Origin of the sequence: Acinetobacter sp. AG1, assembly GCF_001005525.1 — a bacterium.
Taxonomy (GTDB): domain Bacteria; phylum Pseudomonadota; class Gammaproteobacteria; order Pseudomonadales; family Moraxellaceae; genus Acinetobacter; species Acinetobacter modestus.
This window is the reverse complement of sequence record NZ_LBMZ01000119.1, coordinates 97,723-115,544: the sequence shown is the minus strand read 5'-3', so window position 1 is coordinate 115,544 and position 17,822 is coordinate 97,723. Positions and strand designations below refer to the sequence as shown.

Genomic DNA, 17,822 nt, shown 5'->3' with positions numbered 1-17,822 from the left:
GAAATGATCTATATTATTTCTTTAAAGAGAAACTCTTTTTTAATTTCGAATGATCATATCTGCCCAACCCGTAAATGGATTATCAAACAGCTCCCATTCTTTTGCGCCAAGTGCCATTTCATCATCTGTTAATAAGCACGCATCAAACTGAGCAGTCAAAGCAGTTTGATCCATGTCTATACCTATCAGAACAATTTCTTGTCGAGCATCACCTGTTAAATCATCCCAATTTCTTTCAATTGCATTACGACTGTTTTGATCTTCAGGCCAATGCTCATCTGGGACAGCTGCCCACCAATACCCTGCTACACCGTGTCGAGCCATTGCACCTGCTTGTGACCACGAACCTGCAAACTCTGGATTGGAAGCGAGCCAAAAAAATCCTTTTGATCGAATCACACCTTGCCACTCAGAGTTTACAAAATCAAAAAAACGTTGGGGATGGAAAGGCTTTCTTGCTCTATAAACAAAACTACTGATCCCATATTCTTCGGTTTCAGGAGTATGCTCTCCTCTTAGCTCTTTCAACCAACCAGGTGCTTGAGCCGCTTCATTAAAATCAAATAAGTTGGTACTTAAAATTTTATCTAGCTTCACTTGACCAAATTCAGAAATTTCAATTTTTGCTCTTGGGTTAAGTGAATGTAGAATGCCAAATAATTTTTCTTTTTCTTCACTATTAATTAAATCAACTTTATTCAACACAATCACATCGCAGAATTCAATTTGGTCGATTAAAAGATCAACTACATTGCGTTCATCATCTTCACCCAATGATTCACCTCGTGAAGTTAAGCTATCTAACGAACTATAATCCTTAAAAAAATTATAAGCATCGACCACAGTCACCATGGTATCCAAACGAGCGAACTCACTCAGTGAAACACCATTTTCATCTTCGAAGGTAAATGTTTCTGCAACGGGTAACGGTTCAGAAATACCTGTTGATTCAATCACCAATTGATCAAAGCGATTGTCTTCTGCCAAACGACGTACCTCAATCAATAAATCCTCTCGTAAGGTGCAACAAATACAACCATTGCTCATTTCCACCAGTTTTTCATCTGTACGTGATAATTCAGCACCGCCCTCACGAACTAAAGCCGCATCAATATTCACTTCAGACATATCATTGACGATTACGGCGATTTTCCGCCCTTCACGATTGTTCAAAATATGATTGAGCAATGTGGTTTTCCCTGCCCCTAAAAATCCAGATAGAACAGTTACAGGAAGTTTGCTTGGAGTGGCTAAAGAATGATTCATTGGCGTTCTCTCTGATTAAATATATTGAGTTTCATGTTTGGAAAGACATGAGAAACATTGACCCACTACTTCTAAATATGGGTATCTCGGATTGAATTGTTTGGCTTGGATGGTACTTTCCACACAGGCTTTAAGTTGTGGAATAGCGATGCTTCGCACTCTTTGACATTCTGTACATACGGTAAAAAGCTGATAACTCGCTGAAATTTCAGCTTGATTTAATACATACATATTCAAAGTATTAAGTTTTACAATTAGGCACTGCTCTGACAGTTTTTTAAGAATTCGATAGATTTGAATAGGTGCTTGAAAGCCATAAGGTTTTGCCTTTTCTAATAACTCATAAGCACTCATGGCTTCATTTTCTGTTTTTAAAATATCTAAAATATTTTGTTGGGCGATAGTGAGCTTCATTTTTAACTACTCATTGTTATTATTAGAAAAATTATTCATACATGGAGATGAGCTGTAACGATGGTCAACACCCCAAGTTCGATAGCCTGCTGCATCAATATGGATTTGTCCTGATGCATACACACCTAAACCCATATTTAATGCTTCGCCTTGCTCTATCCAAAATTCACAAAGCTTCTTTTTTGTATTTTCGATATGAATTTGTTCAATGGGATCAGGTGATTCACTACCTATACGGAAATCGATTGCGGCATTAAAGACATGTTTAGATCCACCCGCACCACCTGCACATTGGTTTAGCGCAAAACTGCGATACACGGAAGTTATCGTAATCCGATCAACTCGTCCTTGTTGTAGCAATTGATGCAAAATATTTAATGTAGGAACGATGTTGTTCCATAGCTCTCTGGGGGGAACTTCGTATTCGACATAGTTACATTTTTGCCAATCTCTGGCAGTTTGAAAAAACTCAAAATCTGGAATATATGTATTAATTCCCTGTACTTTTAAAAAGTTCTTATAAGCTTGTATCTGTTGCTGATGATCAGCTTGCATTGTCCACATCTGATAAGAAGCTGGAATATGCTTGGGTTTAAGAATGATTTTTGGAATCGTAGTTTTTATTTCACGCTTGAATGGCTGATTCAACGAAATCGCTTGGTTTGGAGACTGGCAAGCAGATAGACCACATATGAATCCGAGCATGTATATTTTTTTCATTGTTGATTCGCTAAGGTCTACTAATCCCAATTAACTTCGCAGCGAGCTTGTCGATACTTATTGTTATGTTATAACATTACATTAAATATTACAACGTAAGCCATCAACAAATGAATCTTGCTCTTCCTGATATTTCAGCCGACTCCACTTTACCCAAAGTGTATAGCCATTGCCTTGATTGGGTTGGTATGGAAAAAATTGCATTACCCGTTCGTATCGAAAATACGCTATGTCAAAGTCAAGTTAATGCTTATGTCAGTTTGGATGATCCCTTAGCCAAAGGGATTCATATGTCACACTTGTATACACGAATGTTAGAACTGAGCTCAGTTGGAAATTTAAACTTGATGGTTCTAAAGTCTTTATTACAAGACTTTTTAGAAAGTCATCGTGATCTATCCAAACACGCAAAAATTGAAATTCAGAGCGAACTGTATATCGAACGACCCGCATTGATCAGCAAGCTTTCAGGTTGGAAAAGCTACCCTTTTGTTTTGTCTTGCCAACTTTTAGATGGGCAGTTTTTCGCAGAATTAAACGTTGAAATTCCCTATTCATCAACTTGCCCATGTTCAGCAGCACTTTCAAGAAATATCATTCAACAACGTTTTGAATCGGCACTCAACAATCATGACATTCGTTTAGATCAGCAGGAAATTTTAGATTGGCTAAGCAGTACGGATGCAATTGCTGCAACACCGCATAGTCAAAGAAGCTTTGCAATTCTTAATTTTAGACTTGATCAAAATATCCAACATATCCCACTGATTTTATTTATCAATCAGGCTGAACAAGCCCTCATGACACCAGTTCAAACCGCCGTTAAACGTATCGATGAACAGGCTTTCGCAATTGCCAATGGTCAAAACCTGATGTTTTGTGAAGATGCCTTAAGACGACTGTATGGCACATTTTTAAATCATAAAAGTATTAATGGATTTAATTTCAAAGTCATTCATGCAGAAAGCCTGCATGCGCATGATGCAGTGGCTCAAGGTTCGTGGCAATGGTAAAGCATTCTATTTTTGAGCAAATGGAACATGGGTCTTTGGGACAGAAATTTGATTTTGAGAATGTATTTGAACAGATCAAATGGAACCAAGATGGTCTAGTTCCAGCGATCACTCAAGATCAAACAAGCAAAGAAGTATTGATGATGGCTTGGGTTAGTCGAGACGCCTTAATCGAAACCTTGCAGACCAAACAAGTGTGCTATTGGTCGCGTTCAAGAAAATGCTTATGGCGTAAAGGTGAGAGTTCAGGTCATCGTCAATATTTGACGGATGCTAGACTCGATTGTGATGGAGACTGCCTATTGTTTTTCGTCCATCAGAATGGTCCAGCCTGCCACACCCTACGCCCGACTTGTTTTTATCTTGGTCTCACAGATCAAGTGACGATTTTAACTCAACCTGTGATTTAACTTATTTTAAGCGGTAATTCTATGCTACGTAAAAATCCATCTGGTCATTTGCCTATTATCGATCAATCTGCATATGTCGATCAAACGGCTATTATCTGCGGCAAAGTCATCGTTCATGCCAATGTGTTCATTGGTCCTTATGCCGTGATTCGTGCTGATGAAACCGATGAACATGGCGAAATGGAACCCATTATTATCGGTGCGAACTCCAATATCCAAGATGGTGTAGTGATCCATTCCAAAGCAGGTGCTTCAGTAAAGATTGGCGAGAACTCATCAATTGCACATCGTTCAATTATTCATGGCCCTTGCGAAATTGGTTGCCATGTTTTTGTAGGTTTTAACAGTGTCTTGTTTAACTGCAAAGTCGGTGATCATAGTGCGATTCGACATAATGCAGTGGTCGACGGTCGTGATTTACCGAGTCACTTTTATGTTCCTGCCATGAGCTACATCAATCCTAAAACAGATTTAAGCCAATATCCGCCTGTTGATGTTGCGATCAGTGAATTTTCTGAAAGTGTGGTCAGCACCAATATCGAATTAGTCAAAGGATATAAGGCATTGCACAATGAATTTTAGACAATTTCCCAAGATCATTATTCGCAATGCCAATCTAGTCAATGAAGATAAACAGTTTATTGCCGATGTACTGATTCAAGATGGGAGAATCGAGAAAATCGCTAGCAATATCACGGGCGTTTTCAATGCAAAAACTATAGATGCCAATGGTGCTTGGTTAATCCCAGGCATGATTGATGATCAAGTTCATTTCAGAGATCCAGGTTCACCACAAAAAGGCAATATCGCATCTGAATCTATGGCTGCAATCATTGGTGGTATTACCAGTTATATGGATATGCCCAATACAAATCCTGCGACATTGAACTTAGAAACTCTGGCACAAAAAAAGCAGATTGCAGCGCAACATAGCATGGCAAATTACGCATTTCATTTTGGCGTGAGTTCTGACAATTTAGACATTATTGAACAACTTGATCCTAAATTAGTCAGTGGTGTCAAAGTCTTTATGGGTGCATCAACAGGCAATATGTTGGTCGATGATCCTATAATTCTGGAGCGTTTATTTGCCAATGTACCAACCATCTTATTGACGCATTGTGAATATACGCCTCGGATTAAAGATCAGGAAAAACTATATTTGGAAAAATATGGCGAAAATATTCCAGCAGCAATGCACCCTAAAATTCGAGACAAACAAGCTTGCTTTGAAAGTTCTCGACTTGCTGTTTCCTTAGCCGAGAAATACGGCACTCAACTGCATGTTTTACATCTGACCACAGCCAAAGAATTATGTTTATTTAAAGATCTGCCTTTAAATCGGAAACATATTTCAGCCGAAGTCTGTATTCATCATCTCAGTTTTGATGATGCTGACTATGCTGCTTTGGGACATTTAATAAAATGTAATCCGGCAATCAAAACCCAACAAGATAAAGAGGCTTTGATCCATGCGATTTCAAACAGTAATCGTTTGGATATTATTGGAACCGACCATGCACCACATACTTGGGATGAAAAACAACAATCCTATATGAATGCTCCTTCAGGTCTGCCACTGGTGCAACATGCTCTGCCCGCATTGATGGAACTGGTTGCAGATGGAAAGCTCAATATCGAAACGATGGTGCGTAAGACATCTCATCAAGTTGCCGACTTATTTAAAATTAAAGACCGTGGTTATATTCGTGAGGGCTATTGGGCTGATCTCGTTCTACTCAAAGAAAATACCCACAGAATTGCGGTCAAAGATCAAAAAAATTATATGCAATGTGGTTGGAGTCCATTCCAAGATAAAAGCTTTCGTTATGAAGTGGATACCACCATTGTTTCAGGGCAACTAGCATGGCATCAAAATCAGTTATTTTTAAATTGTCGAGGTGAAGCTTTAGAAATTGACCGATAAATCGAGATAAACCGTTATAATCGGCAAAGAATATTCTGCAATACTGCTTTGATGCTTATGCCCCAATCTCCTCATTTTTGGCGAGATTTATTCCGCTTAATACATATTTATGCCGGAATATTAATCGCCCCATTTATTTTTATTGCTGCTTTTACTGGATTTCTGTATATAAGCAGTCCTCAAATCGAACAATACATCTATAAAAAACAACTTTTTGTTCAAAATGAAAATATTCCAGTACAACAGCTCAGTTTGCAAATAAAAGCAGCACAAGCACTCATGCCTGAATCTGCAAAGATTACTGAAGTGCGACCAGCGTCTACTTCCAATCAAACGACACGTGTTATTTATAGTGACCCTGTTGAAAATACAAGTAATCAGGCTATCTTCGTTAATCCATATACTTTAGAACTTGTGGGGCAACTTCCAGTTTATGGTACTAGTGGTGTTCTTCCTTTTAGAACCTTAATCGATCAACTGCATAGTAATTTACTGCTTGGCGACTATGGCAGACTATATAGCGAACTGGCTGCAAGCTGGTTAGCAATTCTAAGCCTCTCAGGTCTCTATCATTGGTATAAACGCCGAAAACATTTAAAACAGATCGCAACATCAAGAAATACACTTTTAAAATGGCATAGCTCAATTGGAATTATTTTATTTCCGCTGCTACTGATTGTTGCGATTACAGGTTTGACGTGGTCTAAATGGACTGGAGAAAATATCCGCATACTTCGCCAAGCCTTGAGTTGGCAAACACCAGCTCTCGTTACCTCTATTTCTAATAATAAGCAATTAGTTGATATACATGCACATCATCATACCGATATGCAACAAATGAACCATCACCCACTCATAAAGGCTGAGGATTTTGATCAAGCGCTACAAATTGCAAGACTACATGGGATTCACAGTTCTCAACTGCAAATCAAGCCTCCGACAACCATAGATACTGCATGGACAGTTTCAGAAATACGTCGTCGTTGGCCGACAGAAGCAGACAGTATTTCGATTGATCTGCAAAGTAATAAAGTGATTGATCATTTAAAATTTGATGATTTCCCAGTGGCGGCGAAACTCACCCGATGGGGTGTAGATGCGCATATTGGTGTGTTGTTTGGTTGGGTCAACCAACTTTTATTAATGATATATGCAATCGCTTTATGCGCACTCATTGTGATTGCATTTTGGCTTTGGAGTCGCAAATTTAATCTAAAACAAACCACAATCAGCCTAGTCAAACAGAGCTTACAGCTTTGGAAAAATGGCAACTTAAAACAGAAAGTTTCGCTTGTGATATCTATGTTTATTCTTCTGATTTGTTTGCCAACCTTAGCAATAAGCTTAATCATCGCGATTGCCTTCATCATGATTCAACAGCATAAATCTAGATTGTCATAATTCATTATGCTAGGCACTAAAAATAGTGCCTAGTCATTATCTTAGACAAGTTTATCAAGTTGGAAATCTTCAAAAGCTTGATATGGAATACCAGTTTTGCTTTCTAAAATTTCCACATAATCATCTCCTAAGATCAATTGATTACGCTCTTTCACATGTTGTAATTGAATTTTAATTTTTCCATGATCCATGAAACTAAAATTTTCAATTTATAACTCTTGTTTATTATATAAAAATTTTCATTAATTCATTTTTATATTATTTTTGCTAAATCAACATTAAAAAGGACATCTTTTAGATGTCCTTTAACGAAACATAAATCTTTTTTAAGATTAAAATTTCATCGTGCCATTAAAAGTTAAGTTTAATCCACCATTTACGGGCTTCGTTTGTTTCATAACGACATTATCAAAAGTAATCGTTCGTGTATTCGTATTCACTGTCAAACCAGCACAAGTACCATTTTCATCCTTACAGTTAAATGCCAAGTCCTTGACAAGATTAAATGATTGATCATATTGCAGAAATGTATATACCGTATTTTGTGTTTCGCCCATTATTTTTTGAAATCCAACACTAACGCCTGAAACTACAGCATTGGCTTTCAATTCACCACCAAAATAGGTAACGGCTCCACTGTTAGGTACTAATGGATTAAACTGAACTTGAGGTGCGCCATTAAAAAGCATTGGGTTGCCAATATGTTCATAATAACTTGCAGGTGCGTTTGTACCTGTAATAGTCACACAACCATATGGATTGGTATTACCAGTGCATGAACCTGTTGGAGTTGGGTTGGTATTATTTGCTTGATAAATCAAAGCACCATTTTTAATAGTTAAGTCCTGTTTTGCACCATTCACAATTTTTAATAGCGCATTATTAAAGGTAAATGTTGTACTACTATTTGTAGTTTTTGCAGTAATACCGCTACAAGCAGGCAATGTCCCGATACCACATGCCCATGCATAATTATTATTCTCAACAGCTACACTAACCAAACTACCATTGTTCATAATAATTTTAATATTTTCTTTTTTATCAACATTAAAGAATGTAAATGCATCAGGTGAAGTGATCGCTGTTACTGTAGATTTTGTAAAACTACAAAAATCACTTGGCGCATTTTTAAAACCAAGTTTGTCATCTGCACCATTAGATTCACATAGTTGTGAGGATGATGCAGATTTTTCTCCATAGAAACCCGTGAAGTCTGCACTTTCTACAGAATATTTACCTGTATTATCTTTAAATAATGTCACATATCCTTTATCGGTAATTACATAGTAATTAGTACCATTACTTTGATTATTTGCACCACAAACCTCAGCAATTGTAGCTGATTTACCTTTTGCAATTAATTTTCCAGTTTTCGCATCAAGACTAAAGACTACAGCACCTTTGTCACTATAATCACCACTATAATTGACTAAATCACTGAGCTTGCCTACAGGTAATTTTTTACTAGCGCAAGTTTCAATCACAGGTGTAGTAATATCTTTACCAATAACAACTTCATTCCCTTTAATAGTTAATGTTTTTTGGGATGGATTAGTCGCAACAAAAATACCTTTACATACACCTTTACTATCAGTCAATTTCCAAGGGTGTGTTATATAAGTCTGTTGATTATGCGTTTGTGAGTTTGCCAAACTCTTTTTATAGTTCACCAACTGACCTGTGTAATTGATCCAGTCAATATTGATGGTATCACTGCTTTGATTGATAAAATCTATATTTAAAGATTGGCCATTGGCTGATTTTAAATTTTGCTCATCTGAGCAAGCATATTCTGCCACTCCATCTACTGTGCGAATCGGTTTAGCAGTCGTCACTGGCGATGGTACAGGAATTTTTGGTGTTTCAACGTTAAATGCATCTAACCAAGCCGATAAATCAGTATCACTCTGCAAATTAAAAATTGAGTTATAAAATGTACTGACCCAATTTGACCAAGCTTGAACCCAAGCACTATTATAAGTGGTCAGAGCTAATGAATTTTGTTTTGCATCAAATGTACCATCAGAAAAATCTTTACTAAGTGCTTGTAAAATATCATAGGCTGGCTGTGTACTTGTTGCATTCAAGCGTTTAGCTTCTTTTGCTAAAGTTGCCAAATATGCTGCATAAGCACGTTGTGGTTCACTGATTTGTTGATAATTAATCAAAGATGCAAAATCATTTAACCTCACAATTGCAGGCGCATCAGTAATACTAAATTTATTGCCCAGCTTTAATTGTTCGGCAATTTTTTTGTTTGCAGCTTCTAAATTAGCCTGCGTCACCTGAGCACTTAATGATTGAGCATAAACTAAAGCTGCTTCGGTAAGAGCTGTGACTCCAAGATTCGTTTGATCTACGGTAATAGTGGTTGCTGCTCGCAAAAGTGGTGTATTGGCAGGCGCAGAAATTGTTACTAATTGATCTGTAATTGCTTCATCTGCATAAATCAATTTTCCTTCAACACTTGGTAGAACTTCCGCAATTATCGGGTTTTTAAGTTTATTGCTATCCACTTTAAAGGTGACCGTACCATCTGCACCAATATTTTGTATATCTACTATTGCCTGACCTGTAAGTGCGTCTTTTAAAATTACACGACCTTGAGTAATTTGTCCTAATGATGGTGTAACAGTGATACTTTTCTGACTTACTTGCGGAGGTGTATTGTCTTCATTATCGCTATGATGACAAGCGGTCAAGAACAAACTCGCAATGATACAGGCACTTAATAAATTATGTTTTAACATCTGATTCTCCTTAAATTATTTCATATTATTGGAGATCACAATATCGCTATTTTATTTTTAGGCGTATCCCCTGTTTAAGGGGGTGAAATGAAAAAATTGCTTAGAAACTACTTACAAGCATGTTATAGGCTAATCAACATTAAGGTATGACGTATTTTTCAATTTTATGAATGATATTTATACATTCATCACAATACAACTCTGCCCAAATGGATATCTGTTGATAAGATTGAGTTAAAAGTCTAAATAATAAAACAGAACTAGTAATTAAATTAAGCCATATTGCTTAGCTAATAATGCTGCTTCAGCACGAGAGGATATGTGTAATTTCCTATAAATTTCTTTCACATAACCACTGACTGTATGGCTGGAAAGCCCTAATTCATAAGCGATTTCAGACACCTGTTGCCCTTTAGCAATATGAATTAGAACTTGCTTTTCTCGATTAGTTAAAGCTAACGATTCTATGAGCTGTTGTTTTTTTTGATTAAGTTGTTCTTGTGTTTTGACATAGTTCAATAGTTTTTGCGTCATAGTCGGAGAAAAAGCATAAAGCCCAGCAATCAAGTTTTCTAAATGTTTTTTAAATACAACTGGTTCTAGATCTTTTAGCAAATAACCTTTTGCACCGTGACTAATTGCCTCAAACAAATATTGATCATCTTCAAAAATCGTCACGACAACACTTATAGTTTCAGCAGAATATTGTACTAACCAATCAATCACTTCTATTCCTTTACCATCAGGTAATGAAAGATCAATTAAAGCCAAATCATAATGTTGAGACATTAACAAATGTTTTGCTTCATCTAAACTATAGGCTTGCTGAATGCGAATTCCTTCAAAAGTTTCAAGTAACATTTGTTTGATCCATGCATTGACATCCACTATATCCTCCAAAATCAATGCCGTTTGAATCACTTTATTACCCATTTATGTTTACATTTATTTGGTTACAGTGGAAAGGTCAGCTCAATGCGTGAACCTTTTATTTCTGACAAACTTTGGAAATATAACGTCGCTGAGAGTTCAATTGCCCGTTCCCTTAGATTCCTAAGACCATTACCGTTTGTCTGCTCATTTTGCTCTCCCTCAAAACCATTTCCATCATCATAGATAACTGAAACTAGTTGCGAATCAGATATGCTTATAGAAATACTTATCTGTTGTGCATTAGCATATTTTATTATATTACTGACGATTTCCCGCAACATAGAAATATAATTCCTATACTGTGTATAACTCAGGATAATGGACGTATTTCCAAGATTCTGTTGCCAAATAAAATCTATCCCACAACTTTGTAGACGAGTAGCAACCTCATGTTCAAACTCCTGCAAAACTATATTTAACTCAACACCAGTACCTAATAATCCACTAACGATAGTACGCATTTCAGCAATTGTCTGACGAATGGTGACTTTGATTTGATCTAAATCTTTTTGATATAGACCTGATAATAGTTTTGCACCGAGATCATCATGTAAATCTCGGGCGATACGATGTCTTTCTTCAAGTACCCCACGATCATAAGCAACACGGCTTTCTATGGCCTGAGTTAAAAATGGCAACAGATTCTGAATCAGTTGCTGGTCATATTCACTAAATAAACGGCGGCCTTGCTGTGGGTAGCTGAGACGAATTGCCTCTAGCCCTTCAACCTGAGGAATATAAAGCACCAAACCATTATCACCAATATGGCTGTGGTTTTTTTGATTGCTGGTTTCTATATTCAATGGCTGAAATAAATCATTTAGTAAGGCTTTCCACTGTAATTGACGATCCTCCTTACTCACTGCAAAACTAACTTGTAATATTCTTTCAAATAATTGACTGTCGGATAGATTTTTACGCTGTAAAAAATTTTCTTGTAACCAACCTCGTAGTGGTAGCCAGACCAAACCACAAATAAGGATAGCTAAACTAAGCGAGACAAGTGGACTTAACACTATAACTAAAATGGCATCGAGTAATACCAGTAAAAAAAATCCCAGCATGGAAAATAGGATTCGGAATATCCAACTTTCTAGCTCAAACAACTTGTAACGTGCTACCCCTTGTACTACACCCACATACATTAGCAAAAAAAATAGAAAAGCATATCCTTGTGGCATTGCAGCATTAATATCTAACAAGTTTGGCATACTCACTATCAAAACAGGAATACCTGCACCCAACATGAGAGATAAACCAAACCAGCGCAAGGCAGCCTGAGCAATTGGATCATACTTTGCCTTACGATATTGCAACCAACTCAGTAATATAATAAGACTTAATGCAATCAAGAGCGGTACAAAAGCACCTATCGTAGGACCTACAAAAAACACTTTCAATATGTCGCATAGCCACCAACACAACATAACAGCTATAAACGAAAGTTGTAGTGTGAGTGGCAGTAAACGAGAGCTAGGATAATTAGAAAATAGTAATACCAATACAATGCCAAACAACGCGGCACCCGTATGGTTAAGATTGGACAGTAACTCAAATAAGGGGGCTGGTAATGCAAGTACCCGAGTACTATAAATGGCAGCTGAGAATGACGCTACCATTATGCAACAACCAGCAACAAACAGGATAAAAGTCGTATAACGTTTATGGCTAATAGCCCAAACCCAGCCTCCAATTAAAAAACTGCAAAGACCAACTAGAATTTGTATCCAGAATACAAATGGCAAACTGTTCAATGGTCGAGTAGGTTCTACATTCAGAACAACATTATTTCCATTAGCAAAATTTAAACTGATCTGTGGTTGGCTCACCATATTAGCAAAATGATTCTGACGGGAAAAAAACTGTCGAGTTAGCTGATAAGTTTTCAGTTGATCTGGATCTTCTATGATATCTGACTTAATCAATTCTATTTTATTTCGTCCATCTGCACTGCTAATCGATTGGACAACCTCTCCCTTCTGAACCTTTACATGTGAGATACTGATAGTATCAATCACTATATGATCATTTTCTAAGGCCAAAGTTAAACCAAACCATGGCTGAAAAAGTGCAATACTCACTGCAAATAATGTCAGCATTATTCCAGTGAGTAAAATTCCCCACATTGCAACAAAAGGTGTTTTTATCATCTATTTTATTGATGCCCTAGCTTTTCCATGCTCATGCATTGAAATTATTTCTATACTGTTAAAAAACTTAATGACTTCAATCTCTGGAACCAATCAATTAGCTGCCCCAAAGATCGAATAAGTTTATTAAGTTACTTTTTCCACTCTTATTAAAGCGGTTTATTAAAATTTTGCAAAGTAGTGCAACCACTTTTATAAGTTAGTTCAATAATTATTGATAATGGCATGACCTAAAGGTAACTTAATAATTTTTATAAATTAAAAGAGAGTTTAAAAAACTCTCTTTTATCTTTGGGATATTTGGCATTCAATCTTGATATTAATTTCTAATGCTACCAAACCTACTCAATTTTCCACAAAAAATTCTCAAGCCCTGATATTCACAAATATCGCTTTTATCAACATCACCAACTATCTTTATGTTGTGTAATGTCTCACTGATTAGAGCGATCATTTTTTCTTAATTCACTTTACTTTGTTAAAACTGCTACCCTAAGTTTAAAATATGATCTCACACACTATTAGCTCAATTTCGGGATATAAAAGGTATACTTTTTCTTAGAGGAGATACTGTTGACTCCCCATTGGTTAGGCAATTAGACTTTCTACAATTTAATTTATTCAAAAATTTAAGGACTTAATACGCATGAACAGCGCTGAAATCATGGCTGACTTATCTTCTCACACACCTATGATGCAGCAATATCTCAAAGTCAAAACAGACTATCAACATGCATTGCTGTTCTATCGTATGGGTGACTTTTATGAGCTATTCTTTGAAGATGCACATTTAGCAGCCAAACTACTCGGCATTACACTCACTCATCGCGGTAAAGCAAGTGGGCAACCGATTCCAATGGCTGGTGTGCCTTATCATTCAGCTGAAGGCTACCTTGCTCGCTTAGTTAAATCTGGTCGCACAGTTGCAATTTGTGAGCAAGTTGGGGAAGTCACAGGAAAAGGCCCCGTTGAGCGTAAAGTAGTTCGTATTCTAACACCAGGTACTTTGACTGATGATGCATTACTTAGCAGTTATCAGTCTTCAAATCTGGTTGCTTTATGTATTCAACAAAATCAAATTGGGTTTGCATTACTTGATTTGAGCGCGGGTATTTTTAAAGTTCAACAACAAGACTATAAGCCAGAACAATTGGCGATTGAGCTAGCTCGTTTAATGCCTAGCGAGATTCTAATTGATGAAGATCTGATTGATCAAAATATTATTGAACAAATTAAAAAGAATTTAGACTGCCCAATTACTAAACGTCCAAATGTTGATTTTAATTTAAATAATGCACAAAAAACCTTGTGTGACCAGTTCTCAGTTTCAACTTTATCAGGATTTGGTCTAGATCCACTCCCTTTGGCAAAAGCCTCAGCCGCAGCGTTAATTCATTATGCCAAAGAAACACAAAAAACGGCTTTACCACATATTCGTTCTATTCAAATTGAGCAAAGTACTGATTTTATTGCACTTGATCCAATTACACGTCGTAATTTAGAAATTATTGATCCGTTATTTGAACATGGCACATCTTTATTCCAACTGATTAATGACTGCCAAACCGCAATGGGTGGTCGTTTATTGAGTCGAACGCTTATGCAACCGATTCGTGATACTGCCATATTAGATGCTCGCTTAGATGCCTCAGAGCAATTATTAAAAGGATTTCATGAGTCTCCTGCTCGTTTAGTACTAAAAGAGATTGGAGATATTGAACGGGTACTGAGTCGTGTTGCTTTGGGCAGTGCACGTCCACGTGATTTAGTTCAACTGCGTCAAGCATGCGCACAAATTCCATTTTTAAGGCATGCTTTAGCACCTGTACTAAAAAACCAACAATCTAAATTATTAAACCAACTGGATAATCAATTAGGTGATTTCAAAAGTCTGCATCAACATTTAATGGCAGCAATTGTTGAAAATCCGCCAGTACTATTACGCGATGGTAATGTGATTGCTGAAGGTTATGATGATGAACTGGATGAATTACGTAAAATTCGCGATCATGCAGGGCAATTTTTAATTGATTTAGAAATTAAAGAACGCCAACGTACTGGAATCAATACACTTAAAATTGGTTATAACCGTGTCAGTGGTTACTATATTGAGTTGACTCGTAGCCAAGCAGAACAAGCACCAGGCGATTATATACGTCGTCAAACACTCAAAAATGCTGAACGTTATATCACACCTGAACTAAAAAGCTTTGAAGATAAAGTCCTTTCAAGTGAATCACGCGCGCTTGCCCGTGAAAAGCTTTTGTTTGAATCCTTATTAGATGAGCTTCGCCAGAATATTGCTCAATTACAAATGATGAGCGCAGCAATTGCACATATTGATGTACTGGCAAATTTTGCACATCAAGCTAGATTAAATAATTGGACACGACCTGAATTTACGGCTGAAACCAGCATCAAAATTCAAGCTGGTCGTCATCCAGTTGTTGAAGCTTTAAATAAAGCACCATTTACACCGAATGATACGACTCTAGACCCACAACATCGTATGGCCATTATTACGGGTCCAAATATGGGGGGTAAATCGACATTTATGCGTCAGACTGCATTAATCAGTTTACTTGCTTACTGTGGTAGTTTCGTTCCTGCAAAATCGGCAAAACTCGGTTCAATTGATCGTATCTTTACCCGTATCGGTTCTGCAGATGATTTGTCGACTGGTAAATCTACTTTTATGGTGGAAATGACTGAAACTTCACAGATTTTACATCATGCTACAAGCCAATCTTTGGTTTTGATGGATGAAGTTGGTCGTGGTACGAGTACTTATGATGGCCTCTCTTTAGCTTGGGCATGTGTACTTGATTTGACGAAGCGTGTGAAATGTCTATGTTTATTTGCAACACACTACTTTGAGTTAACCGAACTCGGTGGTGAAGCTGGTATTGATAATTATCATGTAACAGCACAAGAACTGAATGGCAATTTAATTTTATTGCACAAGGTACAACATGGCCCTGCGAGTCAAAGCCACGGTTTACAAGTTGCAAAACTGGCGGGAATTCCAGCTAGCGTCATTAAAGAGGCACAAAAGCGCTTAAAGATTCTTGAAAAGCAACAACATCATCACTTGCAAAATACAGTTCAAAATGATTTATTCAGTTCACTTGAACATGAAATTGAAACTCAAGTTGTTGAGAAAATTGTTGAAGTGGAAGCTCAATCCCCTGCTCTTGAATTGTTAGATAAAATTGATGTGGATGATCTAACACCACGTCAGGCACTGGAGCAACTTTATCAACTCAAAGCCTTATTCAAATCTAGCCAAGCACTCGAAAATTAAGATTAAATCATCAGCTTTGGGCCTAGGTCAGAGCTGATTTCTCTAGTTGTAAGATCGCAATTATATTTGTGCGCTCATTTTGCATCATATAATGTAAGAAGAAATTCGACAATTCATTAGGTTATTGAGACTTATTATCAATAAAAGTCATATAAATAAGTCCATTTCATTGATACGAATAATAAATATCAATAAAAGGAATTGTTTCTATCGGTATTTTTTGCCTAAAATACGCTATGCAAAATGAAAACCATATTTTTTAGGTAGCTGCCGCCATGACCTTTGTTGTCACAGAAAACTGTATTAAATGTAAATATCAAGACTGTGTTGAAGTTTGCCCTGTAGATTGCTTCTATGAAGGTCCAAACTTCCTTGTCATCAATCCAGATGAATGTATTGACTGTGCATTGTGTGAACCTGAATGTCCAGCAAATGCGATTTTCTCTGAAGATGAGCTACCTGAAGGTCAAGAAGTGTTTATTGAGCTGAATGCTGAACTCTCTGAAAAATGGGCAACTAATAACATTACTCAAATTGGTGAACAACCTGCCGATCGTGAAGAATGGAATGGTAAGCCAAATAAATTGCAATATTTAGAAAAATAATCTTAGAAAAGACCAGTATTAACTGGTCTTTTTTTATACTCGAATCACACATTTCTTTGCAATTGCACCATTATTTGTGCGTTATTTTGCATTAAAATAATTCATCTATCACTTATAGATTGTGAACTGCTTTTTTATGATGCGAAATAAATTACAGGGTCTCTTATCATTTTGTATCATCCCTGTGATGATGGTCGGTTGTGTCAGTTCAGCCACTAAAGTGAATCAAAATCAAGGTAAAAGAATTTACATCCCTCAAGAACAAGTTACTTTTACTCGCCCAATTCCAAATAAAGTTGAACCGAACTCTTATCGCCAATGGCTCAATCAAGGTGAAAATTACGCACGCGTCCGCGAATACGAGCAGTTCTTAAATCGTAATAATGTTGCACATATTATTCCAAGTTTTGAACTATTACGTACCGCTAGAGATTGGCAAAAATGTGGTCGCTCAGAATATATGGTGCCAAATCGTGAGCTATGGAATAATTCACTTTCAACCTTACGCGTCTTTAAATATTTAATCGCTGCTAAGATTTTAACTGATTTCGAAGTAACTTCTGTTTACCGAGATCTACCTTTAAATCAATGTGCAGGTGGTGCGGGTTCTTCTAAGCATTTGTTCAATTCAGCAATCGACTTCCGTATCGGGCCTGAAGTTCCGCAACCGCAAGACTATGCATATATTGAACAGACCAAATTTAAACTGTGCCAATTTTGGATGCAGCATGGGCAGAGTTTAAATCTTGGAATCGGCTTGTACAGTTCTGGTCAAATTCATATAGATACACAAGGTTATCGAACTTGGGGACCTGACCTCACCCGCAATAGTTCAATGTGTAACTTCTAATAAACAATAATTTAAATCGATAAGAGATATAAACGGTCTCTTTTTTATTTCAATGGTAGTGATTAATTCAGTAATCAAA

General features: G+C 36.9%; 15 protein-coding genes. 8 read left to right on the top strand and 7 right to left on the bottom strand.

Going from position 1 to position 17,822, the window contains the following annotated elements; translation table 11 throughout:
• Positions 1–39: 39 nt before the first annotated feature.
• Genes zigA through AAV96_RS13695 form a run of 3 tightly spaced genes read right to left on the bottom strand, consistent with a single transcriptional unit; the run spans position 40 to position 2,400 of the window.
• Positions 40–1,266, bottom strand: coding sequence for a zinc metallochaperone GTPase ZigA (zigA, locus tag AAV96_RS13705; RefSeq protein WP_046739696.1), 1,227 nt, complete (start codon positions 1,264–1,266; stop codon positions 40–42).
• Positions 1,267–1,281: 15 nt separating this feature from the next.
• Complete coding sequence (locus tag AAV96_RS13700; RefSeq protein ID WP_046739695.1) at positions 1,282–1,680, bottom strand: transcriptional repressor; 399 nt, start codon at positions 1,678–1,680, stop codon at positions 1,282–1,284.
• Between the two features lie 6 nt (positions 1,681–1,686).
• The gene (locus tag AAV96_RS13695; protein WP_046739694.1) at positions 1,687–2,400 is read right to left on the bottom strand and encodes a YcbK family protein; all 714 of its coding nucleotides are present in this window, start codon (positions 2,398–2,400) and stop codon (positions 1,687–1,689) included.
• Between the two features lie 110 nt (positions 2,401–2,510).
• Between AAV96_RS13695 and folE2 the strand changes: the two genes are divergently transcribed.
• Genes folE2 through AAV96_RS13670 form a run of 5 tightly spaced genes read left to right on the top strand, consistent with a single transcriptional unit; the run spans position 2,511 to position 7,151 of the window.
• Positions 2,511–3,413, top strand: a complete 903-nt coding sequence (gene folE2, locus AAV96_RS13690; protein ID WP_046739693.1) for a GTP cyclohydrolase FolE2 — start codon at positions 2,511–2,513, stop codon at positions 3,411–3,413.
• Positions 3,407–3,823, top strand: a complete 417-nt coding sequence (gene hisI, locus AAV96_RS13685; RefSeq protein ID WP_046739692.1) for a phosphoribosyl-AMP cyclohydrolase — start codon at positions 3,407–3,409, stop codon at positions 3,821–3,823. Before folE2 ends, hisI begins: the two co-directional genes overlap by 7 nt.
• A gap of 21 nt (positions 3,824–3,844) precedes the next feature.
• Complete coding sequence (locus AAV96_RS13680) at positions 3,845–4,405, top strand: carbonate dehydratase (RefSeq protein WP_046739691.1); 561 nt, start codon at positions 3,845–3,847, stop codon at positions 4,403–4,405.
• Positions 4,395–5,750 carry a dihydroorotase gene (locus AAV96_RS13675; RefSeq protein ID WP_046739690.1) on the top strand — a complete coding sequence of 452 codons (1,356 nt, stop codon included), beginning with the start codon at positions 4,395–4,397 and terminating at the stop codon, positions 5,748–5,750. The genes AAV96_RS13680 and AAV96_RS13675 overlap by 11 nt, the downstream gene beginning before the upstream one ends.
• Positions 5,751–5,807: 57 nt before the next feature.
• On the top strand, positions 5,808–7,151 hold the full coding sequence (locus AAV96_RS13670; protein WP_046739689.1) for a PepSY-associated TM helix domain-containing protein: 1,344 nt from the start codon (positions 5,808–5,810) through the stop codon (positions 7,149–7,151).
• A gap of 41 nt (positions 7,152–7,192) precedes the next feature.
• Here the strand turns inward: AAV96_RS13670 and AAV96_RS13665 are convergent, their stop codons facing one another.
• From AAV96_RS13665 to AAV96_RS13650, 4 genes are all read right to left on the bottom strand, one after another.
• Complete coding sequence (locus tag AAV96_RS13665) at positions 7,193–7,342, bottom strand: hypothetical protein (RefSeq protein ID WP_005217193.1); 150 nt, start codon at positions 7,340–7,342, stop codon at positions 7,193–7,195.
• 141 nt (positions 7,343–7,483) lie between these two features.
• Positions 7,484–9,901 carry a hypothetical protein gene (locus AAV96_RS13660; protein WP_046739688.1) on the bottom strand — a complete coding sequence of 806 codons (2,418 nt, stop codon included), beginning with the start codon at positions 9,899–9,901 and terminating at the stop codon, positions 7,484–7,486.
• 267 nt (positions 9,902–10,168) lie between these two features.
• Positions 10,169–10,834: a response regulator gene (locus AAV96_RS13655; RefSeq protein ID WP_046739687.1), complete on the bottom strand. Its 666-nt coding sequence runs from the start codon at positions 10,832–10,834 to the stop codon at positions 10,169–10,171.
• Between the two features lie 20 nt (positions 10,835–10,854).
• Entirely contained in the window at positions 10,855–12,984 is a 2,130-nt protein-coding gene (locus tag AAV96_RS13650; protein WP_046739686.1) for a sensor histidine kinase, read from the bottom strand.
• Between the two features lie 646 nt (positions 12,985–13,630).
• Here AAV96_RS13650 and mutS point away from each other — a divergent pair.
• The 3 genes from mutS to AAV96_RS13635 all read left to right on the top strand — a co-directional run bounded on the left by mutS (position 13,631) and on the right by AAV96_RS13635 (position 17,743).
• Positions 13,631–16,288, top strand: a complete 2,658-nt coding sequence (gene mutS / locus AAV96_RS13645) for a DNA mismatch repair protein MutS (RefSeq protein ID WP_046739685.1) — start codon at positions 13,631–13,633, stop codon at positions 16,286–16,288.
• Between the two features lie 275 nt (positions 16,289–16,563).
• Positions 16,564–16,893, top strand: a complete 330-nt coding sequence (gene fdxA, locus AAV96_RS13640; protein ID WP_005217258.1) for a ferredoxin FdxA — start codon at positions 16,564–16,566, stop codon at positions 16,891–16,893.
• Between the two features lie 136 nt (positions 16,894–17,029).
• Positions 17,030–17,743 carry a D-Ala-D-Ala carboxypeptidase family metallohydrolase gene (locus AAV96_RS13635; protein WP_004663009.1) on the top strand — a complete coding sequence of 238 codons (714 nt, stop codon included), beginning with the start codon at positions 17,030–17,032 and terminating at the stop codon, positions 17,741–17,743.
• Positions 17,744–17,822: the final 79 nt, after the last annotated feature.